The sequence below is a fragment of the Streptomyces sp. CB01635 genome (assembly GCF_002803065.1).
Classification (GTDB): domain Bacteria; phylum Actinomycetota; class Actinomycetes; order Streptomycetales; family Streptomycetaceae; genus Streptomyces.
Window position 1 is genome coordinate 39002 of the sequence record NZ_NNBL01000031.1, and the last position, 26805, is coordinate 65806.

General features: G+C 70.0%; 20 protein-coding genes and 2 pseudogenes. 14 read left to right on the forward strand and 8 right to left on the reverse strand.

Annotated elements, in window-relative coordinates; all coding sequences use genetic code 11:
• The 3 genes and pseudogenes from CG723_RS39750 to CG723_RS39760 form a co-directional block, all read left to right on the forward strand.
• Positions 1-1425, forward strand: coding sequence for a hypothetical protein (locus CG723_RS39750; RefSeq protein WP_234374766.1), 1425 nt, complete (start codon positions 1-3; stop codon positions 1423-1425).
• A complete protein-coding gene (locus tag CG723_RS39755; RefSeq protein WP_234374767.1) occupies positions 1422-1931 on the forward strand; it encodes a hypothetical protein in 510 nt (169 codons plus the stop codon). Before CG723_RS39750 ends, CG723_RS39755 begins: the two co-directional genes overlap by 4 nt.
• Positions 1932-2040: 109 nt before the next feature.
• Positions 2041-2178 (forward strand): annotated as a pseudogene (locus CG723_RS39760) (IS5/IS1182 family transposase); the annotation flags it as partial.
• 43 nt (positions 2179-2221) lie between these two features.
• On the opposite strand, the pseudogene CG723_RS39765 reads toward CG723_RS39760, so the two are convergent.
• Positions 2222-2584 (reverse strand): annotated as a pseudogene (locus tag CG723_RS39765) (hypothetical protein); the annotation flags it as partial.
• Positions 2585-2689: 105 nt separating this feature from the next.
• Positions 2690-3112 carry a YjbQ family protein gene (locus tag CG723_RS39770; protein ID WP_100598419.1) on the reverse strand — a complete coding sequence of 141 codons (423 nt, stop codon included), beginning with the start codon at positions 3110-3112 and terminating at the stop codon, positions 2690-2692.
• Positions 3113-3233: 121 nt separating this feature from the next.
• Here CG723_RS39770 and CG723_RS49410 point away from each other — a divergent pair, with 121 nt between their 5' ends.
• The 6 genes from CG723_RS49410 to CG723_RS39795 all read left to right on the forward strand — a co-directional run bounded on the left by CG723_RS49410 (position 3234) and on the right by CG723_RS39795 (position 8739).
• The gene (locus CG723_RS49410; RefSeq protein WP_350495123.1) at positions 3234-3317 is read left to right on the forward strand and encodes a putative leader peptide; all 84 of its coding nucleotides are present in this window, start codon (positions 3234-3236) and stop codon (positions 3315-3317) included.
• A gap of 147 nt (positions 3318-3464) precedes the next feature.
• Positions 3465-4391: an ABC transporter permease gene (locus CG723_RS39775; RefSeq protein WP_100598420.1), complete on the forward strand. Its 927-nt coding sequence runs from the start codon at positions 3465-3467 to the stop codon at positions 4389-4391.
• Entirely contained in the window at positions 4364-5152 is a 789-nt protein-coding gene (locus tag CG723_RS39780) for an ABC transporter ATP-binding protein (RefSeq protein ID WP_100598421.1), read from the forward strand. The genes CG723_RS39775 and CG723_RS39780 overlap by 28 nt, the downstream gene beginning before the upstream one ends.
• A 164-nt stretch (positions 5153-5316) precedes the next feature.
• On the forward strand, positions 5317-6360 hold the full coding sequence (locus CG723_RS39785) for an ABC transporter substrate-binding protein (RefSeq protein WP_100598458.1): 1044 nt from the start codon (positions 5317-5319) through the stop codon (positions 6358-6360).
• Positions 6361-6362: 2 nt separating this feature from the next.
• Positions 6363-7544, forward strand: coding sequence for an LLM class flavin-dependent oxidoreductase (locus tag CG723_RS39790; protein ID WP_100598422.1), 1182 nt, complete (start codon positions 6363-6365; stop codon positions 7542-7544).
• A gap of 70 nt (positions 7545-7614) precedes the next feature.
• A complete protein-coding gene (locus CG723_RS39795; RefSeq protein ID WP_100598423.1) occupies positions 7615-8739 on the forward strand; it encodes an NAD(P)-binding domain-containing protein in 1125 nt (374 codons plus the stop codon).
• 78 nt (positions 8740-8817) lie between these two features.
• On the opposite strand, the gene mltG is transcribed toward CG723_RS39795, so the two are convergent.
• Both mltG and CG723_RS39805 read right to left on the reverse strand, forming a co-directional pair.
• Positions 8818-9666, reverse strand: a complete 849-nt coding sequence (gene mltG, locus CG723_RS39800; RefSeq protein ID WP_100598424.1) for an endolytic transglycosylase MltG — start codon at positions 9664-9666, stop codon at positions 8818-8820.
• Between the two features lie 111 nt (positions 9667-9777).
• Positions 9778-11598 carry an ABC transporter ATP-binding protein gene (locus tag CG723_RS39805; RefSeq protein WP_100598425.1) on the reverse strand — a complete coding sequence of 607 codons (1821 nt, stop codon included), beginning with the start codon at positions 11596-11598 and terminating at the stop codon, positions 9778-9780.
• Positions 11599-11691: 93 nt separating this feature from the next.
• Here CG723_RS39805 and CG723_RS39810 point away from each other — a divergent pair, with 93 nt between their 5' ends.
• Positions 11692-12135 (forward strand): MarR family winged helix-turn-helix transcriptional regulator, encoded by a 444-nt coding sequence (locus CG723_RS39810; protein ID WP_100598426.1) that lies wholly within the window; start codon positions 11692-11694, stop codon positions 12133-12135.
• A 38-nt stretch (positions 12136-12173) separates the two neighbouring features.
• Positions 12174-15110, forward strand: a complete 2937-nt coding sequence (locus CG723_RS39815) for an FAD-binding and (Fe-S)-binding domain-containing protein (RefSeq protein ID WP_100598427.1) — start codon at positions 12174-12176, stop codon at positions 15108-15110.
• Here CG723_RS39815 and CG723_RS39820 read toward each other — a convergent pair.
• The gene (locus CG723_RS39820; protein ID WP_100598428.1) at positions 15097-17109 is read right to left on the reverse strand and encodes an NPCBM/NEW2 domain-containing protein; all 2013 of its coding nucleotides are present in this window, start codon (positions 17107-17109) and stop codon (positions 15097-15099) included. The genes CG723_RS39815 and CG723_RS39820 overlap by 14 nt on opposite strands.
• Before the next feature lie 185 nt (positions 17110-17294).
• Between CG723_RS39820 and CG723_RS39825 the strand changes: the two genes are divergently transcribed.
• On the forward strand, positions 17295-18785 hold the full coding sequence (locus CG723_RS39825) for a Gfo/Idh/MocA family protein (RefSeq protein ID WP_100598429.1): 1491 nt from the start codon (positions 17295-17297) through the stop codon (positions 18783-18785).
• Positions 18786-18836: 51 nt separating this feature from the next.
• Here CG723_RS39825 and CG723_RS39830 read toward each other — a convergent pair whose 3' ends face one another.
• From CG723_RS39830 to CG723_RS39840, 3 genes are all read right to left on the reverse strand, one after another.
• Complete coding sequence (locus CG723_RS39830; protein ID WP_100598430.1) at positions 18837-20222, reverse strand: cation:dicarboxylate symporter family transporter; 1386 nt, start codon at positions 20220-20222, stop codon at positions 18837-18839.
• Positions 20223-20410: 188 nt separating this feature from the next.
• Positions 20411-22066: a peptide-N4-asparagine amidase gene (locus CG723_RS39835; protein ID WP_234374768.1), complete on the reverse strand. Its 1656-nt coding sequence runs from the start codon at positions 22064-22066 to the stop codon at positions 20411-20413.
• 87 nt (positions 22067-22153) lie between these two features.
• Positions 22154-22900 (reverse strand): L,D-transpeptidase family protein, encoded by a 747-nt coding sequence (locus tag CG723_RS39840; protein ID WP_100598432.1) that lies wholly within the window; start codon positions 22898-22900, stop codon positions 22154-22156.
• Positions 22901-23087: 187 nt separating this feature from the next.
• Here CG723_RS39840 and CG723_RS39845 point away from each other — a divergent pair, with 187 nt between their 5' ends.
• Together CG723_RS39845 and CG723_RS39850 are read left to right on the forward strand one after the other, a co-directional pair.
• Positions 23088-24968 carry an ABC transporter transmembrane domain-containing protein gene (locus CG723_RS39845; RefSeq protein ID WP_100598433.1) on the forward strand — a complete coding sequence of 627 codons (1881 nt, stop codon included), beginning with the start codon at positions 23088-23090 and terminating at the stop codon, positions 24966-24968.
• On the forward strand, positions 24965-26755 hold the full coding sequence (locus tag CG723_RS39850; protein WP_100598434.1) for an ABC transporter ATP-binding protein: 1791 nt from the start codon (positions 24965-24967) through the stop codon (positions 26753-26755). Before CG723_RS39845 ends, CG723_RS39850 begins: the two co-directional genes overlap by 4 nt.
• Positions 26756-26805 lie beyond the last annotated feature (50 nt).

Sequence of the window (26805 nt, forward strand, 5' to 3'; positions counted from 1 at the left end):
TTGTCGAAGCTCACGACGGCCGCCGATGACTGGGCCGCCATGGCTGAGGACTTCGGCACACTGGTGGGGACGTACAGGAGGGAAGTGCATGGCATCTCCCTCGGCGACACGTGGGTGGGCATCAGCGCGAACGCCGGCTCCGCGCGCTTCGACGTGACGCTGAAGGAGTACCAAGGGGCGCAGAGAGAGGCGAAGGCCGCCGCAGAACTGTTCCGGGACGCACACGCCGAGTTCAACCGTCTTCGGAAGCAGATCGAGCACGTCCGGGAGGACGCCGTGAAGGCCGGCATGAAAGTGTCGGAGCAAGGCATCGTCGCCTTCGATACGTCGAAGCTCGACCACTCCGAGTACATCGCCTACGCCCACGATCCCGATTACCAGGAGAGCGCCCGCACGGCTGCCAGCAGTTGGGGCGAACAGATCGACGCCGCCGTAAAGGCAGTGAACGACGCCGACGAAGGGTTCAAGCTCGCCCTCTCCGCCTTGATGCAGGACAAGAACCTCGTGGACGGCACCATCGGCGGCTTCAACCGAGAAGCGACGTCCAACCCATACCCATCACTTGAAGAGACGGCCAAGGCGGAACACATCCCCAAGGGCAAGAAGGCGGTCGCCGAGTGGTGGCACGATCTCGATCCGGTCACCCGCGGCATCCTCCTCCAGGAGAAGGGCGACGAGCTGCGAAAAGCCGGCATCATGAGCCCGCTGTACGAGTGGCACAGCCCGGACGAAGGCTCAGGAGCCTTCAACACCGAAGACCCCACGGCCAAGGACCTGTGGTATTTGGCCCGGGCCCAGGGCATCGCGGCCGGAGGCGACTTCACCGGGGAGAACGCGGCGTCACGCAACATGGAGCACTACCTCGGCAAGACCGGTGAGCCGCTGGATCTGGACATCGACCGCATCCTGCAAGACGACTCCGGCTTTCGCGACGACGTCTCGGTCCACATCGCCCAGAACCAGGACGACTGGCGCAAGCAGGGGCTCGACGCCTTCGAGAAGGCCGGCGGCGACAAGACAGTCGTCGTGCCGGTGGAGAGTAAGGCGGTTGGCCGGACTTTCGGCAGTGACGAGTGGTTCCACGCGGTCGGCTCCCATCAGCAGAACGTGTCGGGGATGGTCACCGTCAGCGCCGGTGAGGACGGCAAGCCGAAAGTCTCGCTCGACTACCAGGCCAATGTCTGGGACCGGTACAACTGGGACGCCGGCAAGTCGACCACCTTCCCCGCCATCGGCGAGATCCCGGACTCCGAGATGGGCCGTCTGCACAAGACGGGCCTGGCCCAGGAATTCGACATGCGGGGCAGCAGCTCGACCTACACGTACGACCTGAACAGTGACACGAACCCAACCGTGAACCCGCCGGACCAAGGTCGCGAAGGTACCCGCGGGGACGTTTCCCGCGGCGACGAGGAGAACCGTTGAAGATCCGACGTTGCGCCCACCTCTTCACGGCGCTGGCGACCGTCCTTGTCCTTGCCTCGTGCTCCGGCTCGGACGCGGACGATCGCCGCGTGACCGAGGGACGTGACTGGCACTGGGACAAGGAGGCGGGCGCTGCCGAGGCATCCGCGTTCATGAACGTGGCGGTACCCAAAGGCGCCACTCAGTCCAAGGGCGCTGTCCGGATCAATCCACAAGAGGACATCTACCTCCTCTCCTTCGTTACCAGCGAGAAGAACGCCGAGAGCATCGCAGAAGACCTGCACTCCGAAGAGCCCTTGAAGGACAAGACAAAGGACTTCGCTCCGGAGGGAGAGCGCTTCGGGCACCTAGGTCTGACCGAGCCGCAGACGCTCAAGGGGGCGCGATGGACGGGGGTGTGCCCTCCGTGCGTGAAGGACGACCGGCGTAAGAAGGTGCAGTGGATCGACCTCTATGTCCAAACGCTGAACGCCGAGCAGGCGAGGGTCTACCTACAGGCGTTCTGAGAGTCCAGCTCGCCGCGCGCGCCGAGTTCGTCGAGGACCGGCCGGTGGAGCTCGGCCCACACCCTAGGAGTTGTCCCGTAAATGATCTCCGGTGTGGTCAGGGAGTGCGGTGGCCGTCGGCCGGCCCCTGCCCGGAAGCGGCAACGACTGCAAGGCGTGGGCGGAATCCGGCGCCAAGGACGCGATCGGCGCCACCACGACGATCGCGGACGGCGGCTATCCGGGCACCGGACTTCCAGCACTTCATACGAGCGAAGAAGACATGCTCGACGCGGTCCCTCACCTGCCTGAACCACAACGCCGAGGCGGGTGTCGGCGTCAATGACGACTTGATGGTTGGTGGAGTACCGATAGTTCTTGGACTGTTCGGCGACCGCGTGGTCGCGGGTGGGTACCAGGGTTCCGTCCACGATGAGCACGGATTCCCTTTGGAACCGCTGGCGCGACTGGAGTGCAAGCAGGGGACCGAGCCGGGCGATGACGCGGTCCGCGGCAGGCTTCGAGATGCCGAACAACGGGGCGAGTTGGCGCAGCGTCAAGCTGAGTCCGCGCGGCTTCGATCGCCGCCAAGCAGGGCGACCAGGGAGCGGGAATGGGCTGATGGAACCTGTGCCGAGCCGGTCCTGGCGATGCCCGCCGTCAAGACCGTCCAAGTCCGCCGCCCACCGCCTGCCTTCCCACCCGCTTGCTCCGGTTAACCGCCATCGCGAGCATGAGGTCGGCGCGGCCGGACTTCAGACCTGCAGTCGGCACCCTCGTCACCCAAGAAACGACAACCGCACCTGCCGACGCGGATTGTCCTTGTTCGTATCCACCAGGCACACCGACTGCCACGTGCCCATTTCCAGGGTGCCGGCGATCACCGGGAGGGTGGCGTGGGGTGGGACCAGGGCCGGGAGGACGTGGTCGCGGCCGTGGCCCGGGGAGCCGTGGCGGTGTTGCCAGCGGTCGTCCTCGGGGAGCAGGGAGTGGAGGGTGGCGAGGAGGTCGTCGTCGCTGCCCGCGCCCGTCTCGATGACGGCCACGCCGGCCGTCGCGTGGGGCACGAAGATGTTGAGCAGGCCGTCGCGGCCCGCGGCGACCTCGCTCAGGAAGGTCTCGCAGTCGTGGGTCAGGTCGACGACCCGCTCCGCGGAGCCGGTGGATACGTTCAGGATGCGCGTGGTGAAGGCGTCGGACATGCGTCCATCCTCACTCATCGGGCGCCGTCCGCGCCCGATCCGGGCCCACCACCTGATACAGCGTGTCCATCCATCGAGACGCCATTGACCTTGCGTCGACAAGGTGGCTACTTTCTGCGGCATGTTGCGTTCAGTTCTGCTCACCACGCGCGGTCACATCGACCTGCTGCGGGTGGCCTCCGCCGCGTGTCGCCGCGGCTGCTGACGCCCTTTCCCCGCATCTCCGGCTACGTCGCGTAGCCCCGTACGCCCCTGCCTCGACCCCGCGTGAACTCACGCGGGGGCGCTGACGCACACGCGTACCCCTTTCACCTTCACCGCTGCCCTCCCCTGCCTTCTGCGTGGAGCACCCATGAGCATCAGCCATGCCCCGCCGGATCCGGACGTCGTCGCCAAGTCGGCTGCCCCGGATGCCGTCCCCGCCGATTCCGATGCCCCATCCGATGCCCCATCCCATGTCGATTCCGTCGGCAGTCCCGAGCTCGTCCGTCTCGTCCCCTCCTCCACCCGGCGCACTCGGGTCCCGCGCTGGCTGCGTCGCACCTCCGGACCCGTCCTGCTGCTCATCCTGTGGCAACTCCTCAGCAGTACAGGTGTGTTGACCGCCGATGTCCTCGCCTCGCCCGGCACCATCGCCAGGGTCGCCGGTGATCTCGTCTCCGACGGGTCGCTGCCCAACGCCATGGGGGTCTCGCTCCAGCGCGTCGCGATCGGCCTGCTGTTCGGCGTCGTCGTCGGTACCGGACTCGCCCTTGTCTCAGGCCTGTTCCGGGTCGGCGAGGACCTCGTCGACGCAAGCGTGCAGATGCTGCGGACCGTGCCGTTCGTAGGGCTGATCCCGCTGTTCATCATCTGGTTCGGGATCGGCGAGGCGCCGAAGATCGCCATCATCACGCTGGGCGTCTCGTTCCCGTTGTATCTGAACGTGTACGCCGGAATCCGCGGCGTGGACGCGCAGTTGATCGAGGCCGGGGAGTCGCTCGGACTCTCCCGCTGGGGTCTCGTACGCCATGTGGTCCTGCCGGGCGCGCTGCCCGGCGCCATGACCGGGCTGCGGTACTCGCTCGGCATCTCCTGGCTGGCCCTCGTCTTCGCCGAGCAGATCAACGCGGACGCCGGCATCGGCTTCCTGATGGTGCAGGCCCGCGACTTCCTGCGGACCGACGTCATCGTCGTCTGCCTGATCGTCTACGCGTTCCTCGGCCTGCTCGCCGACTTCGTCGTCCGTACCCTCGAAAGGCTGCTGCTGCAATGGCGACCGACGTTCACCGGCCGGTGACCACCACCAAGTCCCCGTCCACAGAGACCCGTTCGGCCGTGCGCGTGGAGGGGCTCACCCGCTCCTTCGACGGGCGTGCCGTCATCGACCGCCTCGATCTCGACGTGAAGCCGGGCGAGTTCGTGGCGCTCCTCGGCCGCAGCGGCTGCGGCAAGTCGACCCTGCTGCGCATCCTCGCCGGGCTCGACCGCGACATCGAGGGCACCGTGCTCGTGCCGCGCCGCAAGGCCGTCGCGTTCCAGGCGCCGCGTCTCATGCCGTGGAAGCGGGTGTGGCGCAACGTACTGCTCGGGCTGCCGGGCAAGCCCGAACGGGCCCTCGCCGAGCGGGCATTGGAAGAAGTCGGACTCGACCATCGCACGAACGCGTGGCCCAAAACCCTGTCCGGCGGCGAGGCCCAGCGTGCGTCGCTGGCCCGCGCTCTGGTGCGCGAGCCCGATCTGCTGCTGCTCGACGAGCCGTTCGGCGCACTCGACGCGCTCACCCGCATCAAGGCGCAGCGCCTCGTCGACGAGCTGTGGCAGCGACGCGGCTGCGCCGTCCTCCTGGTCACGCACGACGTCGAGGAGGCCGTCCTGCTCGCCGACCGTGTGCTCGTGATGGACGAAGGCGTCATCGCGTACGAGACCGAGATCGATCTGGAGCGTCCGCGCGGGATATCCGACCCGCGCTTCGGCGAACTGCGCACCGAGCTGCTCCACCGACTGGGGGTCGACGCGCCGGAGACTTCCTCCCCTGCCGCTACCACTGCCGCCGCCTGACGTTTCGTCAGGCCCTCCCGCCCCTACACACACCACCCGTACCGGCACACCGCCCTACGGCCATGCCGGCCTGCGCCGGCGGGCCGAAGCCCACCCGCCGAGACCGACCAGCCATGACCAACCCGCCAGGACGACCTGCCATGAACCCACCGAACGGACTCCCCATGCGACGACGCCTCGCCCCCGCTCTGCTGCTCCCCCTGGCCCTGCTGCTCGCCGCCTGCTCCGGTACCTCCGCCGCCGATACGTCCACCGGCGGCTCGGGCGGCGGCGGCACCGACGGCAAGGGGAGCCTCACGCTCAACGTCGGTGACCAGAAGGGCGGTTCGGAAGCCGTACTCCGGGCCGCCGGAGAGCTCGACGACCTCGACTACAAGATCCGCTGGTCGACCTTCACGTCCGGGCCACCGCTCCTTGAGGCCGTCAACGCCAAGGCGGTCGATATCGGAGGGGTCGGCAACACCCCGCCCGTCTTCGCGGCCGGCGCCAACTCGAAGATCACCATCGTGGCGGCCAGCCACGGGACCGCGAAGGGCGACACCATCCTCGTCCCGACCGACTCGAAGCTGAAGAAGCCCGAGGATCTCAAGGGCAGGTCCATCGCCGTGGCGCAGGGCTCGTCCGCGCACTACCAGTTGGTCGCTTCCCTGAAGAAGGCCGGTCTTTCCCTGAAGGACGTGCAGGTCAAGTACCTCCAGCCGGCCGACGCGCTGGCCGCGTTCACCGGGGGCAAGGTGGACGCCTGGGCCGTCTGGGACCCGTACACCTCCCAGGTTCTGCGGGGGAAGCAGGGGCGTGTGCTCACCGATGGGGACGGGCTCACCAATGGGCTCGCGTTCCAGGTCGCGGCGCCGTCCTCGCTCAAGGACAGCAAGAAGGCCGCTGCGATCGGTGACTACCTCAAGCGGCTCAAGCGTGCCCAGGACTGGGTCTTCAAGCATCCCGAGGCGTGGGCGAAGGTCTGGGCGAAGGACACCGGGCTGCCCTACGACGTCGCTCTGGACGCGGTGAAGCGCACCAACGGCACCCGGGTCACCGTCGCCGTGGACAAGCCCGCCATCGCCTCGGAGCAGCAGATCGCCGACACCTTCGCGACGCTGAAGCTGATCCCCCGGAAGGTCGACTTCGCGTCGTTCGTGGACACCCGCTTCAACGGTGGTCTGCCGGCGTCGACGACCGCGCCCCGCACCTTCGGCAAGGAGTCCTGACGATGAGCGTCCACCTTCACTGGTTTCTGCCGACCGGCGGCGACGGCCGCACGCTCGTGGACCGACACGCCTACACCGACGGGGGCGTGAAGCGCTCGCGGATCGCTCCGGTCAGCGGCGTGCGCGCGCCCGACATCGACTACCTGACCCAAATAGCCAAGGCCGCCGAGCAGTTGGGGTTCGAGGCGGTCCTGACGCCGACGGGCACGTGGTGCGAGGACGCCTGGCTGACGACGGTGGCCCTCGCCCAGCACACGAAGCGGCTCAAGTTCCTCGTGGCGTTCCGGCCCGGGGTGATCTCGCCGGTGCTCGCCGCCCAGATGGCGGCGACGTACCAGCGGATCACGCGCGGGCGGCTGCTCCTGAACGTGGTGACGGGTGGTGACTCGACCGAGCAGCGGCGCTTCGGCGACCACCTGGACCACGACCGGCGCTACGCGCGGACCGACGAGTTCCTGTCGGTCGTGCGGGGTGTGTGGAGCGGGCAGCCGTTCGACTTCGACGGTGAGCACTACCAGGTGGAGGGCGGTCTCACCGCGCTGCCGCCGGACCCGCTGCCGGAGATCTTCTTCGGCGGTTCGTCGGCCGCGGCGGGTCCGGTCGCCGCGCGGCACACCGATGTCTATCTGACCTGGGGCGAGCCGCCCGAGCAGGTGAAGCAGAAGATCGACTGGATCCGAGGGCTCGCCGAGAAGGAGGGGCGCACCGTCCGGTTCGGCATCCGGCTGCACACGATTTCGCGCGACTCGTCGGCGGAGGCGTGGGCAACGGCGAACCGGCTGCTCGACGACCTGTCGCCGGAGACCGTGGCGGCCGCCCAGGAGGCGCTCGGCCGCAGCGAGTCGGTCGGGCAGCAGCGGATGCTCGCGCTCCACGGGGGCTCGCGCGACGACCTGGAGATCTCGCCCAATCTGTGGGCGGGCGTGGGTCTCGTGCGGGGCGGCGCCGGCACGGCGCTCGTCGGCAGCCACTCCGACGTCGCGGACCGGATCGAGGAATACCACGCGCTGGGCGTCGAGCACTTCGTCCTGTCGGGCTATCCCCATCTGGAGGAGGCGTACTGGTTCGGGGAGGGTGTGATCCCGGACCTGGCGGCGCGCGGTCTGCTGCCGCGGACACCGGCGTCGCCGCTCACCAGGCCGGCCGTCGGTGGCGCGCCGCTTCTGGTCGCCGGGGGCCGCTGAACCGTCGCGCGCTCACTGCGGGAAGATCCAGGACCCCGGTTCAGTTAGTAGAAGCGTGAACGATATCGGGGTGCGGGACACAGCGGACGTACACGAGGTCGACGTGGTCGTCGTAGGCGCTGGACAGGCAGGACTGTCCAGCGCCTATCACCTGCGCCGGGCCGGCTTCGAGCCGGAGCGGGACTTCGTCGTGCTCGACCACTCCCCACGCCCCGGCGGCGCCTGGCAGTTCCGCTGGCCTTCGCTGACGTACGGCAAGGTGCACGGCATGCACTCGCTGCCGGGCTTGGAACTGACCGGCGCGGACCCGGCCCGGCCGTCGTCGGAGGTGATCGCGGCGTACTTCGCCTCGTACGAGGAGACGTTCGACCTGCGGGTGCGGCGTCCCGTCGACGTGCGCGCCGTGCGTGAAGGCGGCGGGGGTCCCCCCTGGACGGAGCCTGTCGGAGTCCTTGGGGGAGGGAGGCTGCTCGTCGAGACGTCCGCCGGGACGTGGTCGACGCGTGCGCTGATCAATGCGACGGGCACCTGGGACCGGCCGTTCTGGCCGCGCTACCCGGGGCAGGAGACGTTCCGCGGACGTCAGCTCCACACCGCGATCTACCCGGGTCCGGAGGCGTTTCGCGGACAGCGGGTGATCGTGGTGGGCGGCGGGGCCTCCGGGACGCAGCATCTGATGGAGATCGCGCCCCACGCGGCCGCGACGACCTGGGTGACGCGCCGGCCGCCCGTCTTCAACGAGGGCCCCTTCGACGAGAACTTCGGCCGCGCGGCGGTCGCCCTGGTCGACGAGCGGGTCCGGGCGGGGCTGCCCCCGCAGAGCGTGGTGTCGGTGACGGGTCTGCCGCTGAACGACGCGATCCGGCAGGCCCGCGCCGACGGTGTGCTCGACCGGCTTCCGATGTTCGACCGGATCACGCCGTCCGGCGTCGAGTGGGACGACGGCCGGCGGGTCGACGCGGACGTCATCCTGTGGGCCACGGGCTTCCGGCCCGCGATCGAGCATCTGGCACCGCTGAGGCTGCGCGGGCCCGGCGGCGGCATCCAGGCCGAGGACACCCGGGTGGTCGCCGATCCACGGATCCATCTGGTGGGCTACGGGCCTTCGGCCAGCACGATCGGCGCCAACCGGGCGGGGCGCGCGGCTGTACGGGACATCAAGCGCCTGCTGGCCGGGGCGCCGGTCGCCGCCTGACGCTCCCGAGCGCGACGCTCCGGCGCGGCCCGATCAGGCGGCGTGCGATCAGGCGCGGCCCAGTCCGTCGCGACCCGCTCAGGCGGACGACGGCTTGCCGCTCGTGCGCAGCTTGTTGAACTCCGCGACGTTCTTCTGCTGTTCGTTGAAGTCCGCGGTGAAGCGGGTGTCACCGGGCTTGACCGTCACGAAGTACACCCAGTCCCCCTGCGGCGGGCTGATCGCGGCCTTCATGGCCTCGGCCCCGGGGTTGGCGATGGGGGTGGGCGGCAGCCCCATCCGGACATAGGTGTTGTACGGGTTCTCGGCCCGGGTGTCCTTGGTGGTGGTGTCGAGCGTGGAGCGGTTCAGCCCGTAGTTGATGGTCGAGTCCATCTGGAGCGGCATACCGCGGTCGAGCCGGTTGTAGATGACGCGGGCCACCTTCCCCATGTCTTCCTTGGTGGCCGCCTCGGCCTCGACGATGCTCGCGATGGTGAGGGTCTGATAGGGGTTCACCGCGTCCCGGTCGGCTCCCGCCGTCACCTGGCTGCCGTTCAACTTCCTGTTGGCGGTGTTGACCATGTAGGACAGCAGGCCCGCCGGAGTCGACTTGTCGTTGAGTGGATACGTCGCCGGGAAGAGGTAGCCCTCCGGGTTGCCCCCCGCGTCCCCCGGAAGCTTGAGGCCGGCCTTGGGGACGGCCCTTTTGCTCGTGCCTGCCGGGACACCGAGGGCCTTGTCCAGGGCCTCGTAGACCTGGCGCGCACGCCAGCCTTCGGGGACGGTCAGCGCCTGCGGCCGCTTGTCACCGCCCCCGTGGTGCGGGAGCAGGAGCGGCACCACCACCGCGGCGGCCGCCGCCACGAGGGCCCCACCAGCGATCAGGGAGGCGCGGCCCCGGCGCGTCAGTCGCATCGTGCTCCTTTGCGGAGTCTCGTTCAGCATGGCCGAACGCTAACCCGCAGAGGATGGCAAACCGGGGCATATCGTAACGTCGGTGGCTCCACTTGGGCGTCACCCGCACGCCCGGTCACGGCCCAGGGTCTTTCGTTCGGATCAGGCTGGGCTCGCGGGCTCCAGTTGGGAGTCTCTGCGGACCAGGGCGGCATAGCGGCCGTCCCGTTCCAGAAGCTCCTCGTGGGTGCCGCGCTCGGCCACCTGCCCGCCGTCGAGGACGACGATCTGGTCGGCGCCCCGGATCGTGGACAGCCGGTGGGCGATGGTCACGGTCGTACGGTTGGCCGACAGGGCGTCGATGGCTTCCTGCACGGCGAACTCGGTGCGGGTGTCCAGGGCGCTCGTCGCCTCGTCGAGGATGAGGATCGGCGGGTCGCGCAGGATCGTGCGGGCGATGGCGAGACGCTGCTTCTCGCCGCCGGAGAACCGGTGGCCACGCTCGCCGACGACGGTGTCGTACCCGTCGGGCAGGGACGCGATGTGCTCGTGGATCTGGGCCGCCCTGGCCGCAGCGTGCAGCTCCTCCTCGGTGGCGTCGGGCTTGGCGAACCGGAGGTTCTCCGCGACCGAGGCGTGGAAGAGGTACGTCTCCTGGGAGACGACGCCGACGGCACGGGCGAGGGTGTCGAAGTCCAGGTCGCGCACATCCACCCCGTCGAGGGTGACGCGCCCGCCCGTGACGTCGTACAGACGCGGCACCAGGTAGCTGAGCGTGGACTTGCCGGAGCCGGTGGGGCCGACGACGGCCAGGCTGCCGCCCGCGGGGACGGTGACGTCGATCCCGTCGAGTATGGCCGCGCTCTTGCCGTCGGCGGCGTCGTAACGGAACTCGACGTCCTCGAAGCGGACTTCACCCTTGATCGTGTCGAGGCGGACGGGCTGCTCGGGCTCGGTGATGTCGATCGGCAGGTCGAGGTACTCGAAAATGCGCTGGAAGAGCGCCAGCGAGGTCTGAATCTGGACGCCGGTGGCGAGCAGGCTCACGGTCGGCCGGAACAGGCCCTGCTGGAGCGAGACGAAGGCGACCAGGGTGCCGATCGAGACGGAGGGGCCGCCGAGCTGGAGCGCGACGCCCGCGACCCAGTAGATGACGGCGGGCATGGCGGCCATGACGACCGTGATGACGGCCATGCGCCAGCGCCCCGCCATGTTCGACCGGACCTCGAGCCCGACGAGTTGGTCGGACTCGTCGGCGAACGAGCGGGTGAGCGAGTCTGCGCGGCCCATCGTGCGGCCGAGGAGGATGCCGCTCACGGAGAGGGACTCGGTGACCGTGGCGGCCATCGCGGCCATCTGCTTCTGGCGCTCCGTGGCGATCTTCTTGCGCTCGCGGCCGACGCGGCGGCTGATCCACACGAAGAGGGGCAGCAGGACCAGCGAGACGGCCGTGAGCCGCCAGTCGAGCGCGACCATCGCCACGATGGTGGCGACCACACTGGTGAGGTTGGAGACCAGGGACGTGGCGGTGGAGGTGACCGTCGCCTGCATGCCGCCGATGTCGTTGGCGATGCGGGACTGGACCTCGCCCGTGCGGGTCCTGGTGAAGAAGGCGAGCGACATGCGCTGGAGCCGGCCGTACACGGCGGTGCGCAGGTCGTGCATGACGCGCTGGCCGACGGTCGTGGAGATCAGGGTCTGCAGGACGCCGAAGACGCTGGTCACGACGGCGCTGAGGATCATGCCCAGGGCGAGCAGGCTCAGCAGCCCGGTGCGGCCCTGCGGGATCGCGGTGTCGAGGATCTCCTTGAGCAGGAAGGGCGTGGCGACCGAGACGAGCGAGGCGGCACCGACGAGCAGGCCGACCAGCGCGAGGCGGGCACGATAGGGACGGAAGAGGGCCAGGATGCGGCGCATCTGCCGCGGCTCCGGCGACGTGGCGTCGGAGGGCGACGGCGTCCAGCCGGGTTCGTCGTGACGCATGAGCCTCCTACGAGTCGTGATTCAAGGTCTCAGGGAGCATAGCTCATTGTTACCTATACTCACAATGAACAAGGTCCTGATATTGTTCCGCACATGAGTACCCCGGACGCCGACGGCCTTCTCGCGGAGCAGCTGCTCCGGCTGACCCGGCGGCTGCAGCGGATCCAGAAGCGCTATCTGGAGCCGGTCGGGATCACGCCCGCCCAGTCCCGGCTTCTGCGCACCCTCGTGCACTACGACACCCCGCCGCGCATGGCCGACCTGGCCGAGCGCCTCGAAGTCGTGCCCCGCGCCGTGACGACCCTGGTCGACGGTCTGGAGACGGCCGAGCTGGTGCGCCGGGTGCCCGATCCCACGAACCGCAGGGTGATCCGCATCGAGCTCACCGAACAGGGCCGCAAGGCGCTGCGTGAGCTGCGCAGCGCGCGCAGGACCGCCGCAGAGGACATCCTGGCTCCATTGAGCCCCGACCAGCGCGCCCAGCTGGGCGTCCTGATGAACGCGCTGTTCGAGACGCCGTACGACCACCGCTGTTAGCCCCGGGCCGACAGCGGCCGAAGAGAGGTTGGAGAGGCATGCCCCTGCTGGAGCCGAAGCCGGAAGCCCTGCGCCCGGGACCGCACGCGGGAGACCCGGCGCCCGACCGGGTACCGGACGCGCGGGCCGGCGGGACCCCGGAGCCGCTCCGCTCCGAGCTGTCCGGGCTCCTGGGGGCGGACAAGGTCCTCACGCACATCTCGGACCTCGTGCGGTACGCGTCGGACGCGAGTCCCTACCGTTTCGTGCCGCAGGTCGTGGTGGTCGCCGAGGACATCGACGACGTGTCGGCCGTCCTGTCGTACGCGCACGGCAGGGGCCGCGAGGTGGTCTTCCGCGCGGCGGGCACGTCGCTCAACGGGCAGGCGCAGGGCGAGGACATCCTCGTGGACGTCCGCAAGCACTGGGCGGGCATCGAGGTCATCGGCGACGGCGAGCGGGCCAGGATCGGCCCCGGTACGACAGTCGTGCGCGCCAACATCACGCTCGCGCGGCACGGGCGAGTGCTCGGTCCCGACCCGGCAAGCGCCATTGCCTGCACCATCGGCGGGGTCGTCGCGAACAACGCCTCGGGCATGACGGCGGGCACCACAAGGAACTCGTACCGGACGGTCGCCTCGCTCACCTTCGTGCTGCCCTCGGGCACGGTGGTGGACACGGCGGACCCCGATGCCGAAGCGTTCCTCGAGCACGCCGAACCGGCTCTCTGCGTGGGCCTGTTGGAGATCAAGGGCGAGATCGAGGCCGACGCGGAGCTGGTCGCCCGTATCCGCGCCAAGTACGAGATCAAGAACACCAACGGCTACCGCCTGGATGCCTTCCTGGACGGCGCGACACCCGTGGAGATCCTGCGCGGCCTCATGGTGGGGTCCGAGGGGACGTTCGGCTTCATCTCCGAGGTCGTATTCGACACGCTGCCCCTCGACCGGAAGGTCTCCACGGCGCTGCTGTTCTTCCCCTCGCTGCCCGCGGCGGCAGCGGCGGTCCCGCTGTTCAACGCGGCGGGCGCGATCGCCGTCGAGGTGATGGACGGCAATACGCTGCGGGCCTCGGTGCGTGTGGAGGGGGTGCCCGCCGACTGGGCGAGCCTGCCCAAGTCGACGACGGCGCTCCTGGTGGAGTTCCGCGCGCCGGACGAGGCCACCCAGGAGCGTTACGAGGCGGCGGCCGCCGAGGTGCTCGAGGGGCTCGAACTGGTGGCGCCCGTGGCCTCGGTGACCAACGCGTTCACGCGGGACGCGAAGACGATCGGTGGCTACTGGAAGGCCCGCAAGGCGTTCGTGACAGCGGTCGGCGGATCGCGCCCCTCCGGGACGACGCTGATCACCGAGGACTTCGCGGTGCCGCCGTCGCGCCTGGCCGAGGCGTGCGAGGCGCTCCTCGAACTCCAGACGCGGCACGGCTTCGACGCCGCCGTCGCCGGTCATGCGGCGCACGGCAATCTGCACTTCCTGCTCGCCTTCGACGCGGGCAGGCCCGAGGACGTCGAGCGGTACGCGGCGTTCATGGACGAGTTCTGCCGCCTCACCGTCGAGCGCTTCGACGGTTCGCTCAAGGCCGAGCACGCCACGGGGCGCAACATCGCGCCGTTCCTGGAGCTCGAATGGGGCGCGAAGGCCACGGAGTTGATGTGGCGCACCAAGCAGGTCATCGACCCGGACGGCGTCCTCGCGCCGCGTATCGTCCTCGACCGCGACCCCAAGGCCCATCTGCGCGGCCTCAAGACGATCCCCAAGGTGGAGCTGATCGCCGACCCGTGCATCGAGTGCGGCTTCTGCGAGCCGACGTGTCCCAGTGAGGACCTGACGACCACGCCACGCCAACGGATCGTCCTGCGCCGCGAGATGATGCGCCAGCCGTCCGGCTCGCCGGTCGAGGACGGGCTTGTCGAGGCTTACGGGTACGACGCTGTGGACACCTGCGCGGGCGACTCGACGTGCAAGCTGGCGTGTCCGGTCGGCATCGACACGGGCGCCTTCATGAAGGAGTTCCGGCACGCGCGGCACACCCCGCGCGAGGAGAAGGTGGCCGCGTTCACGGCGAAGCACTTCAAGGCCGTCGAGGCGTCGGCGCGGCTCGCCGTGGCGGCCGCCGGCAAGATCGGCGACCGGCTCCTGGCCTCCGTGACCCAGGCCGCCCGCAAGGCCGTCCGCCCCGACCTCGTACCGGAGTGGCTGCCGGAGATCCCCGCCGCCGCTGCCCGGAAGCTGCCCCGCACCGCGCGCGTGGGGGCTGCCGCGGTCTACTACCCGGCCTGTGTGAACCGCATCTTCGGCAGCCCCGGAGAGGTGTCCCTCGCGCAGGCCATGGTCGCCGTGTCCGCGCGCGCGGGACGGCCGGTCTGGATTCCGGACGATGTCGCGGGTACGTGCTGCGCCACGATCTGGCACTCGAAGGGGTACGACGAGGGCAACACCGTCATGGCGAACCGGATCGTCGAGGCGGCGTGGGGCTGGACCGCCGGCGGCAGACTGCCGCTCGTCGTCGACGCCTCGTCGTGCACGCTCGGCATCGCCCATGAGGTCGTCCCCTATCTGACGGACGACAACAGGGAGTTGCACAAGGAACTCAAGATCGTCGACTCGATCGTGTGGGCGGCGGACGAGCTGCTGCCACACCTGACGGTGCACCGGACGGTCGGTTCGGCGGTCCTTCATCCGACGTGTTCCATGGAACACCTGGGCGATGTGGCGCAGTTGCGGGCCGTCGCCGAGGCCTGCGCCGACGAGGTCGTCGTCCCGGACGACGCCGGGTGCTGCGCGTTCGCGGGCGACCGAGGCATGCTCCACAAGGAGCTCACCGAGTCGGCCACCCGCAAGGAGGCCGCCGAGGTGACCGCCCGTGGCTTCGACGCGCATCTGTCGGCGAACCGGATGTGCGAGGTCGGCATGGATCACGCGACGGGCCGCAGCTACTACTCCGTGATCGTGGAGCTGGAGCGCGCGACCCGTCCCGGAGCCACTAGGGACAGGTGACCTTCAGGCCGCCCCAGTCCGCGTGGTCGTTGCCGTTCCCGTCGTCGGCGGTGGTGGCGACCAGGCGGACGAACTGGCTGCCCGAGACGTCGACGTCCAGCGGCACGGCCTTGCCCTGCCAGCTGAGCTTGCCGGTGTCGACAGCCTTCGTGCGGTCCTTCCAGACCTCGAAGGTCACGGTGCCCCGCTGGGCACCCACGTTGTCCTGCGAGTCGTCGACGCCGACCTCGGCCTTCAGGGTCGAGCAGTGCCCGGCCGTGTAGTAGACGGCTTCGCTCCACGCATGCGTGCCGAGGCCCTTGGGGTAGACGGTGCCGCCGATGGTGAGGGGGGTCCCGTCGCCCTGGGCCTGGTCGCCGTTGGTCATGTCGCGTTCCATCGGGCCCCAGCCGTTGGTGGACTTCACCCAGGTCGTGTCGCTCAAATAGGAGTCCCCGGCGGGTACGACGTCGGCAACGGTCACGTGTGTGGTGGACGTGTCGCTGACGGTGCGTCCGTCGAGCCGGTACCGGGTGGTGGCGTCGAGCTCGTACGTTCCGGGCTTCAGGTCCTTCGGGGGCGTGAGGCGCCAGTCGGTGGCGAGGGGCCGGGAGCCGGTGACGCGGGCGGCGGAGGTCCGGCCCGCCGGCTCGACGCGCCAGCCCTCGGGCGCGTCGAGCCTCACGCTCGCCTCGCGCAGCGGCCTGCTGCCCTGGTCGGCGAGTCGCGTGCGCACGGCGGCGCTCTCGCCGGGCGTGACGAGTGAGGCGGGCGCACCGTCATACAGAAGGGGCGCGTCAACTCCGAAGGTGCGTGCGGGCGTCGAGGTATCACCTGCGCGCGCGGGACGCACCTTGTAGATGACGAGTCCGCGCGCGGGGACGGACGCCTCGATCGGGCCCCGGCTGCGCAGGGCGTCTGCGGTGAAGACGTCGCGCAGCGCGTACGAGCCTGCTGTGCGCACGCCGGTCGCCGCGGCCGTCGTGGTGATCGTCGCCGTGTAGTCGTTCTCGTTGTAGAGGCCGACCGCGACGCTGCCGTCGGCGAGGGGTTTCGCCAGGACGTAGCGCCCGCCGGTCTCCGTGACGACCCTGGCCTGCCGGCCGAGGGGGTCCTGGTCGATGGCGGTGAGTTCGCGGTTGCGGATCAGGTTCAGTGTGGCGTCGGACGCCGTCGACAGGTCCGTGCCGAGCAGCAGCGGCGAGGCCATCATGGCCCACATGCCGAAGTGGGTGCGGTACTCGAAGTCGCTCATGCCGCCGTTGCCGACCTGGAGCATGTCGGGGTCGTTCCAATGGCCGGGTCCGGCGTAGTCGGCGAGGGCGAGGTTGGCGCGGACGATGCTTTTGACGCTGTCCCAGTCGTCGGTGATGTCGCCGGTGGTGCGCCAGGAGTGGCCGCCGACCGAGGTGGCCCATTCCCAGGGCTTGTTGGCGCCCCACTCGCACAGGTTGAACAGCATGTTCCGGCCGGTGGCGGCGATGGCGTCGCCCATCGCCCGGTAGCGGTCCTGGGCGGGCAGACCCTGGTTGTTGCAGTTGTCGTACTTGATGTAGTCGATGCCCCAGTCCGCGTACTGCTGGGCGTCGTTCTTCTCGTGGCCGAGTCCGCCGGGGTAACCGGCGCAGGTGGCGGTGCCGGCATCGCCGTAGATGCCGAGTTTCAGGCCACGCTCGTGGACGTAGTCCGAGAGCCACTTCAGGCCCCTGGGGAACTTGGCCGGGTCCGCGACGAGGCGGCCGTCGGCGTCCCGCTGCTTCAGGTCCCAGCAGTCGTCGATGTTCACATACTCATAGCCGAGGTCCTTGAGGCCCAGGGCGTCGAACCGGTCGGCGGTGTCCGTGATCAGCTTCTCGTTCACACCGCAGCCGACGGCGTTCCAGCTGTTCCAGCCCATGGGCGGGGTCTGCGCCAGGGGTACGGCCGCCGGCTCGGCCGCGTTCTGCGCCCCGGCGGGGGCCGCGATGAGCCACGGGGCGAGGAGCGCGGCGGCGAAGACGGCGGTCAGGATCCGTTTCATGAGGCGGCAGTGAAGCGTGTGCCGTGCGCGCGGCGCCAGAGCGGGTGCCGCCCCGGTCCATGCGAGTCCAAAGAGTCCGTAAAGAAAGTCCAACTCCCTGACCACTTCTGTCCCTTGCGCCCCGGTGTGGTCCCCCTCCAAGGTGGCAAGCGCTTGCAGCGCACCCACCCATCGATGGAGGTCCGATGCACGACGACAACGCGACACCGGCACCCGACGCGAGCCACGAGCTGCCCGAGCATCCCGAACACGACGCCGCCGGGCAGTCCCGCAGGTCCGTCCTGCGGACGGCCGGCATCGCCGGGGCGGGGCTCGGGCTCGGCGCGTTCACCGGTGGCACGGCGCAGGCCGCCGGTGAACGCGCCGAGGCCGGGCGCAGCGGTGCCGGGCAGGCCGGGGCGACGGCCGCCGGGGCTCCGGCCCGGAAGGGCGAGACGATGGTCGGCGTGCCCTTCGAGGGGCGTTCCACCGTGCGGGTCGGCATCATCGGGCTCGGCAACCGCGGCGGCAGCATGATCGACCTCTTCCTGGCGATCCCTGGGGTCCAAGTGGTCGCGCTCTGCGACCCGGTGAAGGACAAGACCGCGAGAGCGGCGGCCAAGGTGACGGCCGCGGGCCAGCCGGCCCCGGCGACGTACACCAAGGGCGATCACGACTTCGAGAACCTGTGCAAGCGGGGCGACATCGACTTCGTGTACGCGGCGACACCCTGGGACTGGCACTTCGAGATGGCCAAGACGGCGATGCTGAACGGCAAGCACGTCGGTGTGGAGTGTCCGATCGCCCTCCAGCTCGACCAGCTCTGGGAGTTGGTCGATCTCTCCGAGCGCACCCGCAGGCACTGCATGCAGCTGGAGAACTGCTGCTACGGCAGGAACGAGATGCGGGTCCTGCGGATGGCGCACGCCGGCAAGTTCGGCGACCTGCTGCACGGAGCGGGTGCCTACAACCACGACCTGCGCGGCCTGATGTTCGACCCCGACTACTACGAGGGCCCGTGGCGGCGGCTGTGGCACACGCGGCTGCGCGGCGATCTGTACCCCAACCACGGCTTCGGCCCGGTCGCCAACTACATGGACATCAACCGCGGTGACCGCGTCACGCACATCTCCAGCTTCGGCACGCCCTCGCTCGGCCTCGCCCAGTACCGCGAGGCCCATATGCCGAAGGGCGACCCGAGCTGGAAGGAGACGTACATCGAGTCGGACCGCACCATCAGTCTGGTCCAGACGGCGAAGGGGCGCGTCATCCGGCTCGAACACGATGTGTCCACGCCGCACCCGTACTCGCGGATCAACAGCCTCGGCGGCACGAAGGGTGTGTTCGAGGACTACCCGGAGCGGATCTATATAGAGCCGGACCACACGAACGACTCCTGGGGTGACTTCTCCAAGTACACCGACTTCGACCACTGGCTGTGGAAGGAGCACGCCAACCCGCCGGGCGGCCACGGCGGCATGGACTACATCATGGTGTTCCGTCTGATGCAGTGTCTGCGGGTCGGCCTGGTACCGGACTTCGATGTGTACGACGCGGCGACGTGGACGTCGCCGGTGCCGCTGAGCCACTTGTCCATCAAGGCGAAGGGGGCGCCTCAGGCGATCCCCGACTTCACGCGCGGGATGTGGAAGAAGGCGCGGCCGGGGGTGGATTCCGAGAAGCCCGAGGAAGCCTGACAGCGCGGGGGCCCGGCGGCGTCGTGCTTGCCGCCGGGCCCCCGCTCGGGCTCAACTCACGGTCTCCGCAGCGGACTTGGGGTCCTGGGACTTCGCGAGCACCGGCGACTGGACCTGCTCGGCCCGGTCCTCCTCCGGTACGAACGCGATCTCGCCGCCCAGTACCTTCTTGGCCCTGGCCGTGTCGAGCGCGCCCTCCCAGCGGGAGACCACGAAGACGGCCACGCAGTTGCCGAGCAGGTTCGTGGAGACGCGCATGGCGTCCATGATGCGGTCGACGCCGAGCAGCAGGGCGACGGCGCCCGCCGGGATGACCCCGAGTGCGGACGCGGTGGCCGACAGCGCGAGGAAGGCCGAACCGGGCACCCCCGCCATGCCCTTGCTGGTGAGCATCAGGACGATCACGACGGTGATCTGCTGGCCGAGCGAGAGGTCGACGCCGACGGCCTGCGCGATGAACAACGTACCGATGGAGAGGTAGATCGACGCTCCGTCGAGGTTGAACGAGTACCCCGTCGGCAGGACCAGACCAACGGCGTCGTCGCGGCAGCCGGCGTGGCGCAGCTTCTGCATCATGCGGGGCATGACCGTCTCGCTGGAGGCGGTGCCGAGCGCGAGGAGCAGTTCCTCGCGCGCGTAACGGACGAACTTCCACAGGCTCAGTCCGGTGACCGCCTTCATGGCCAGGCCGAGGAGCACGAGGAAGATCACGGCGACGGCGTAGCAGACGCCGATGAGCTTGCCGTACGTCGACAGGGCGCCGAGGCCGTACTCGCCCACGAGGTGCGCCGTCGCGCCGAACACGGCGAGCGGGGCCAGCTTCATGATGAAGCCGACGACGGCGAAGACCACTTCCTGACCCTGTTCGATGGCGGGCAGGATCGCGGGGACCTTGGTGTTGCCGAGGTGCAGCAGCGCGGCGCCCACGAGGCAGGCGAGGACGAGCACCTGGAGCAGCGAGTTCTCGGCGAAGGCGCCGACCGCGCTGTCGGGGAGCGAGTGCAGGATGAAGTCGCCGGTCGACGGGAGCGAGCCGCCGCCGGTCTTGTCCTCGACGGCGGACGCGTCCAGCTTGGACGGATCGACGTTCATGCCGACGCCGGGGCCGGCCAGGTTTCCGGCGAGCAGGCCGACGACGAGGGCGACGGTCGTCGCCACCTCGAACCAGAGGAGGGCCTTGAGCCCGATGCGGCCGAAGGCCTTGAGGTCTCCGGCCTTGGTGATTCCGGCGACGACCACGCAGAAGACAAGGGGCGCGATCATCGCCTTGATGAGACGTACGAAGCCGTCGCCGAGCGGTTGGACGGCTGTGCCCGCGTGGGGCCACAGCCGTCCGACGACGACTCCGATCACGAGTGCGCAGGCGACCTGCGCGAACAACGAGGTACGTAGTACGCGTGCGGCGCGTCGCGGCAGGGACGGTACGGACTGCGGCACGGGGCATTCCTCCGGAGCAACGTCAGTGACTTGTGCGGATTCTGCTATGCGGAAGTTGGATTCCAATTCCTGTTCCGCGAAGCGTCACTATGTCGGAGTAGCGGCTTCCGTAGAAGACCCCGATGTCACATCGGCGTAAATCTTGGATATTGCTCCAAGGCCGGAGGGCGTGCCTGTGCCCGCGCCCCTCAGCAGCGTCTGCGGTCCACCGTCAGCGCACCCTGCGCCGTGGCCAGCTCGCGGTCGTAGCAGCCATCGGGGCTGGTCAGACGGTATCGCTCACGGCTGGCGCCCACAGCGTGCCGTTGGTCACGCGGAACGTTCGCCGTGTACGAGGCGTCACCCGCGTAGGTGTCGTCGAGGACCGTCCACGCCGTGCGGCCCGAGCCCGTGGCCCGTCCCGTCGCGGCCCGGTCACCGAGGTCGATCACGGTCCGCAGCCGGTTGTCCGCGTCGAGCGTGGTGGCGCCGTCCATCGTGTAGGCCCGGTTCGTGCGAAGGGTGTGGTGCCCGGAGACGACGGTCTGGCGATCGGTCCAAGTCCCCTTCAGCGCGTCGTTGTTCTCACCCTCGGTCCAGCGGTGCGTGGACGTGCTGGTGAGGTCGCGGGTGACGGTGGTGGCGACGCGGCCGTGCGAGGTGTTCACGTAGCCGGACACCGTCAGCCTGTGCCCGCCCTTCGCGTCGAGGCGGTACTCGTCCGTGCCGGGCGTGTACGTCGTCGAGCTGTCCGGCTCGCTCTCCTTGTGGCCGGTCAGCGCGCCGGTGACGCGCGCACTCCCGCCGTCCTGCCAGACGAGCACGTTGACCGGGACGCTCCAGCCGCTCTGGCCCTTCGGGACACCCACGACGGAGACGTCGACCTGGTGCGGACGGCCGTCGTCGAGGAGCCCGGCGAACGGCGTCAGGTCGTACTGGAGGGGCCGGACGTCGAAGGCTCCGGGAGCCGGAATCACGTACCACAGGAAGGGGTTGGACCAGCCGCCCGTCCAGACGTTCGGGAACGGCGAGGCGATGCCCGCCAGTTGGCCGTCGACGGAGATCTGCACCTCGCGGTACGGGCCGCCGTCCGCCTTGCACGAGTACGGGACCTCGTTCGGCACCGCCAGGTACCAGAACTCCTCGCAGCCGCCGCCCGATCCGGTGGCGTACACCTCGGCGACGATGCGCTCGCTGTTGCGCGGGGTGGTGAGTCTGCCCTGGTCGAGCGTGAGCACGCGGTCGGGGGTGTCTGTGGCGGGCTGCCGCTTCACATGCGGCTCGGCGGCGTAGAAGGTGAGGGTGGCCCTGACCTCGATGACGCCGGTGTACGTGTCGTCGACAACGTTGCCTATCAGCATCTCGACCGGCTGGTCGGACCGCAGGGTGTCGCTGTAGCGGGTGACGTCCTTTTCCACATTCCAGGCGATGCCGTCGGGCGAGGGCTCGGGGGTGGAGGTGCGCAGGACTTCCACGCCACCGATGTGCAGATAGCCGAGACGGTCGAACTGCCGCCCCTTGACCTTGCCTTCGAGGCGCAGGACGACCTTGCTCCACCGGTCGCCGCAGCCCTTGGGCGGGGTGTAACTGCCCTTGTAGGGCGTGAAGTCACGGAACTCGGTCTCCGCGAGAGCCACGCGGCAGGACTTGGTGGCGGGCTTGGCCACGGGCGGTGTGGCGGTGATCGGGTCGTGCCAGTCGGTGCCGAACTCCGTTGGCCTGTCGGCGGGTTGGGGTGCGGTGGGACGGCTGTCGGCGGAGGCCTCGGCGGGACGGGCTTCGGCGGAGGCCGCGGGGGCCTGTCCGGCGAGGGCAGCGGCCGCGAGGGTCACCGCGGCCAGCATGGACATGACGCGTCTTCTCATGAGGGGTGTTGTACGGGGCGGACGCGACGCCCGCAACAGCCCCCTCCCCCATGCCAGGTCAGGCCGGCGCCGGTGCCTGGTGTCGCGTCAGCTCTTCAGTGACGCCTTGTCGCCCATCACCACGACCGGGTGCTGCTTCGGGTCGATTGTGCGCAACAGGTACTCCATGCCGGACTTCGACAGGCTCACGCACGCCGACGTGCCGCTGCCGTGGTCCATGTGGAGCCAGATGCTGCCGCCCTTGGTCTGCCCCTCGGGCCGGGTCGGGTCGTTCGGCGCGGTGCCCTTCACGCGGTTGTAGTCGATGGCGATGACGTAGTCGAAGTCGTGCCAGTGCGACTTGGCCCAGTAGTGCGGGGCCTGGAACGACGTGGCCTGCGTGTACGGCAGCTTCGCGCCCGGGTCGGCGAGCACCCCGCCCGCGTCGGTGAGGGTGAACACCCCTATGGGGCTGCGCTTGTCGCCCTCGCGGTGGTCGGCGGTCCAGCCCTTCTTGCCGTTGTGCGCGGGCCAGCTGTGCGTCTTGTCCCAGGTGGAACCGGACTTCGTGTAGAGCACGACGGTCGAGTCACCGGAGTTCTTGCCGTCGCCGTAGACCGCGATGACCTGTCCCGCATTCTGCGGGATCTTCGACTGGAGCTGGTCGCCGACGTCGGGAATGCGTTTGAGGTCGACGGCTGGGCGGTCCTCCTGCCGAGTGCCGGCCGAGCCCGGCCCGGCCTTGCGCCCGGTCCCGTCGCCCCCGCTCGAACCACCGCAAGCGGACAGGGTCATGAGAAGGACGCTGCAGGCCGCCGCAGCGACCGCCGTTCGAACCGCACCCGCGTTACGCATACGGTCCATGGTCGCACCACGCACCAGGTGACCCCGACCGGCCCTGCCCCGGGCGTCGAACGCGGGCCGAAACTTTGCCCCACGGCGGAAAACCGTTTGCCTCCAGTGCCTGAATCCCGCGAACCTTGCACGGTTTGTTCCGTCCGTACCCCCAACTTCGCTCTCCCCTTCCGAGCCCTGGGACGTCATGCAGATCCACGATCTTCCGTATCCCGACCCGGGCCTGCCTGATGCCCGCTCCGGCCCCCGTTTCCTGCTCTGGCTCGGCCGGAACCAGCTCGGCGGCCAGCTCAAGTCCCTCTCCTGGGGACTCCTGCACTTCCTGTCCGTCGCCTCCCTTCCCTACGGTGTCGGCTTCGCCGTGCAGGCCGTGGTCGACGGCTCCGGCTCTCGGCTCGCTCTCGCGGGCGGGCTGATCCTGCTCCTCGGCGCCTCGCTCGCCCTCGGCGACACGATGCTGCACCGGACGGCGGTCACCAACTGGATCACCGCGGCGGCCCGGGTGCAGCAGCTCCTCGCCCGCAGGACCGCGGCCCTGGGCGCCGCGCTGACCCGGCGGGTCGCCGCCGGTGAGGTCGTCGCCGTGTCCACGGGCGACGTCGAGAAGATCGGCTGGTTCGTCGAGGCGCTCTCGCGCTTCGCCGCCGCCGCGCTCACCGTCGTCGTGGTCTGCGTCGGGCTCGTCCTCTACCAACCGGCGCTCGGCATCGTCGTCGCCATCGGCATGCCGGTCCTCGCGCTCGCCGTCCTCCCGCTCCTCCCTCGCGCCACCCGCCGTGCCGACCAGCAGCGCGAGAAGGCGGGCCGCGCCACGGAACTCGCGTCGGACACCGTCGCGGGGCTGCGGGTCCTGCGCGGCATCGGCGGCGAGGAACTGTTCCTCGACCGCTACCGCCGCGCTTCGCAGGAGGTCCGCACGGCCGCCGTCCGCAGCGCCCGCATGTGGTCCCTGATCTCCGCGGTCCAGGTACTGCTGCCGGGCCTGCTGCTGATCGCGGTCGTCTGGTACGGCATCGAGCTGGCCCGCCAGGGCCGGATCACCGTCGGTGAACTCGTCACCGTGTACAGCGCCGTGATGATCCTCAACTACCCGTTGCGGCACTTCGAGGAGATCGCCATGGCCTACTCCTTCTCGCGCCCCTCGGCCCAGCGCGCGGCACGCGTCCTCTCCATCGAACGGGTCACGGAGCCGGACGGACTCCGCACCGCCGAGGCACCGGCCGGAGACCTGTACGACCCGGTGACGGGGCTGCTGGCCCCCGAGGGCCTGTTCACCGCAGTGGTGTGCGGCGACCCGGATCTCGCGGGCCGGCTCGCGGACCGGCTTGGGGGACACCCCACGGACGCGGACAGCGGGACCGGTTCGGATCCGAGTTCGGATCGGGACTCCCTGCCCTCCGTGCTGCTCGGCGGGGTGCCGCTCGACGAGCTGCCCCTGGACACGGCCCGCACCGCCGTCCTCGTCCAGGACAAGGACCCCGTGCTGCTGTCCGGCACGCTCGCCGAACTGCTCGATGTCCCCTCCTCGGGATCCGTACGCCCCGAGGAGGCGCTGGCCGCGGCGCAGTGCGCCGACGTACTGGACGCGCTCTCGCAGGCGTCGCTGGACGACGACCCGATGAACGCGCGGATCACCGAGCGCGGCCGTTCCCTCTCCGGAGGCCAGCGGCAGCGGCTCGCCCTTGCGCGGTCCCTGGTCACCGGCCCGGAGGCACTGGTCCTCGACGAGCCGACGTCCGCCGTCGACTCCCACACCGAGGCCAGGATCGCCGACGGCCTGCGGGCGCTGCGCAGTGGGCGTACGACCGTGGTGCTCACCTCGTCCCCGCTGCTGCTCGATCGTGCCGATCGGGTCGTCCTGATCCACGAGGGCACGGTCGCGGCGGTCGGCGAGCACCGCGAGCTGGTGCTCACCGAGCCCCGGTACCGGGCCGTCGTGACCCGCGAGACCGACGAGGAAGCGGCGTCGGCGGCCCTCTCCCAGAACGGCGGCACCCCTCTTCGCGGCGACCCCGGCATCGGCGACCCCGGCATCGAAGAACTCACCGAGATCGAGGAGACGGCATGATCGGCCTGGCGCCACCGGCCTACGACCCGGCGGCCCCGACCACGGCGAACACACTGCCCGTCGGTGCCCCGGCGACCGTACGGTCCTACGTCCGCGAGCTGTACCAGCGGCACCGGCGAGCGTTTCTGCTGCTCATCGGCGTGAACACGATCGCCGTCGTGGCGTCGATGGTCGGCCCCTATCTGCTCGGCGCCCTGGTCCAGGACGTCTCGGACGGCACGGACCGGCTGCGCGTGGAGCATCTGGGCAGCACCATCACCGTGTTCGTCGTCGCGCTCGTCGTCCAGGCCGTGTTCGTACGGCAGGTGCGGCTGCGGGGCGCGATGCTCGGCGAGCGGATGCTGGCGGACCTGCGCGAGGACTTCCTCGTGCGCGCGGTGGGCCTGCCGCCCGGCGTGCTGGAACGGGCCGGTACCGGTGACCTCCTGTCGCGCATCACCACCGACATCGACCGGTTGGCCAACGCGATGCGCGAGGCCGTTCCCCAGCTGTCCATCGGCGTCGTGTGGGTGGGGCTGCTCCTCGGCGGTCTCGCCGTGACCGCTCCGCCACTGGCACCGGCGGTCCTCGTCGCGGTACCGCTGCTCGTCGTCGGCTGCCGCTGGTACTTCAAGCGGGCCCCGTCCGCATACCGCTCGGAGGCCGCCGGCTACGCCGCGGTGGCCGCGGCCCTCGCGGAGACCGTCGACGCCGGGCGCACCATCGAGGCGCACCGGCTCGGCGCCCGCCGCGTGGGGATGTCCGACCAGCGGGTCAAGGAGTGGACGGCGTGGGAGCGCTACACGCTCTATCTGCGGTCGGTGTTCTTCCCGGTCATCAACGCCACGCACGTGACGGTCCTGTGCGCGGTGCTCCTGATCGGCGGAGTCTTCGTACTTCAGGGCTGGATCGGCGTCGGGCAGCTGACCACGGGCGCGCTGATCGCCCAGATGCTCGTCGACCCGCTGGGCCTGATCCTGCGCTGGTACGACGAGCTCCAGGTCGCCCAGGTGTCGCTGGCCCGGCTCGTCGGGGTCCGGGACATCGAGCCGGACGCGGGCGACGCCTCGGTGGCGCCGGACGGACGGCACGTGCAGGCCGACGACGTTCACTTCGGGTACCGGGCGGGCGTCGACGTGCTGCGCGAGGTGTCGCTCGACGTGCGGCCGGGGACGCGGCTCGCCCTGGTCGGGCCGTCCGGAGCGGGCAAGTCCACGCTCGGCCGGCTCCTCGCGGGGATCTACGCGCCGCGGGCCGGCCAGGTCACGTTGGGGGGCGCCGAGCTCTCCCGGATGCCCGCCGAGCGCGTGCGCTCACACGTGGCGCTGGTCAACCAGGAACACCACGTATTCGTCGGCTCCCTGCGCGACAATCTGCGGCTGGCCCGCACCGGGGCCGAGGACGCCGAGCTGTGGGCGGCCCTCGGCGCGGTCGACGCGGACGGCTGGGCGCGGGCGCTCGACGGGGGCCTCGACACCGAGGTCGGCTCGGGCGCGGTGGCCCTGACGCCGGCGCAGGCCCAGCAGATCGCCCTGGCCCGCCTGGTCCTCGCCGATCCGCACACCCTGGTCCTGGATGAGGCGACCTCGCTGCTCGATCCCCGGGCGGCCAGGAACCTGGAGCGTTCGCTCGGCAGGGTCCTGGACGGCCGCACGGTCGTCGCCATCGCCCACCGGCTGCACACCGCGCACGACGCGGATGTGATCGCCGTGGTCGAGGAGGGGCGGATCAGGGAGCTCGGCAGCCATGACCAGCTGGTCGCGGCCGACGGCGCGTACGCGGCACTGTGGCGGTCCTGGCACGGGTGACCGCGCGGGCGGGGCAAGGGGGTGTCCGGCGGATCAGGCGCGACTGCGGC

Bases quoted from the DNA above. Each gene is read 5' to 3' on its own strand.
- CG723_RS39770 (WP_100598419.1), bottom strand. From the start codon at position 3,112: ATGTCCGACGCCTTCACCACGCGCATCCTGAACGTATCCACCGGCTCC.
- CG723_RS49410 (WP_350495123.1), top strand. From the start codon at position 3,234: ATGTTGCGTTCAGTTCTGCTCACCACGCGCGGTCACATCGACCTGCTG.
- CG723_RS39775 (WP_100598420.1), top strand. From the start codon at position 3,465: ATGAGCATCAGCCATGCCCCGCCGGATCCGGACGTCGTCGCCAAGTCG.
- CG723_RS39780 (WP_100598421.1), top strand. From the start codon at position 4,364: ATGGCGACCGACGTTCACCGGCCGGTGACCACCACCAAGTCCCCGTCC.
- CG723_RS39785 (WP_100598458.1), top strand. From the start codon at position 5,317: ATGCGACGACGCCTCGCCCCCGCTCTGCTGCTCCCCCTGGCCCTGCTG.
- CG723_RS39790 (WP_100598422.1), top strand. From the start codon at position 6,363: ATGAGCGTCCACCTTCACTGGTTTCTGCCGACCGGCGGCGACGGCCGC.
- mltG (WP_100598424.1), bottom strand. From the start codon at position 9,666: ATGCTGAACGAGACTCCGCAAAGGAGCACGATGCGACTGACGCGCCGG.
- CG723_RS39805 (WP_100598425.1), bottom strand. From the start codon at position 11,598: ATGCGTCACGACGAACCCGGCTGGACGCCGTCGCCCTCCGACGCCACG.
- CG723_RS39810 (WP_100598426.1), top strand. From the start codon at position 11,692: ATGAGTACCCCGGACGCCGACGGCCTTCTCGCGGAGCAGCTGCTCCGG.
- CG723_RS39815 (WP_100598427.1), top strand. From the start codon at position 12,174: ATGCCCCTGCTGGAGCCGAAGCCGGAAGCCCTGCGCCCGGGACCGCAC.
- CG723_RS39820 (WP_100598428.1), bottom strand. From the start codon at position 17,109: ATGAAACGGATCCTGACCGCCGTCTTCGCCGCCGCGCTCCTCGCCCCG.
- CG723_RS39825 (WP_100598429.1), top strand. From the start codon at position 17,295: ATGCACGACGACAACGCGACACCGGCACCCGACGCGAGCCACGAGCTG.
- CG723_RS39835 (WP_234374768.1), bottom strand. From the start codon at position 22,066: ATGAGAAGACGCGTCATGTCCATGCTGGCCGCGGTGACCCTCGCGGCC.
- CG723_RS39840 (WP_100598432.1), bottom strand. From the start codon at position 22,900: ATGCGTAACGCGGGTGCGGTTCGAACGGCGGTCGCTGCGGCGGCCTGC.
- CG723_RS39845 (WP_100598433.1), top strand. From the start codon at position 23,088: ATGCAGATCCACGATCTTCCGTATCCCGACCCGGGCCTGCCTGATGCC.
- CG723_RS39850 (WP_100598434.1), top strand. From the start codon at position 24,965: ATGATCGGCCTGGCGCCACCGGCCTACGACCCGGCGGCCCCGACCACG.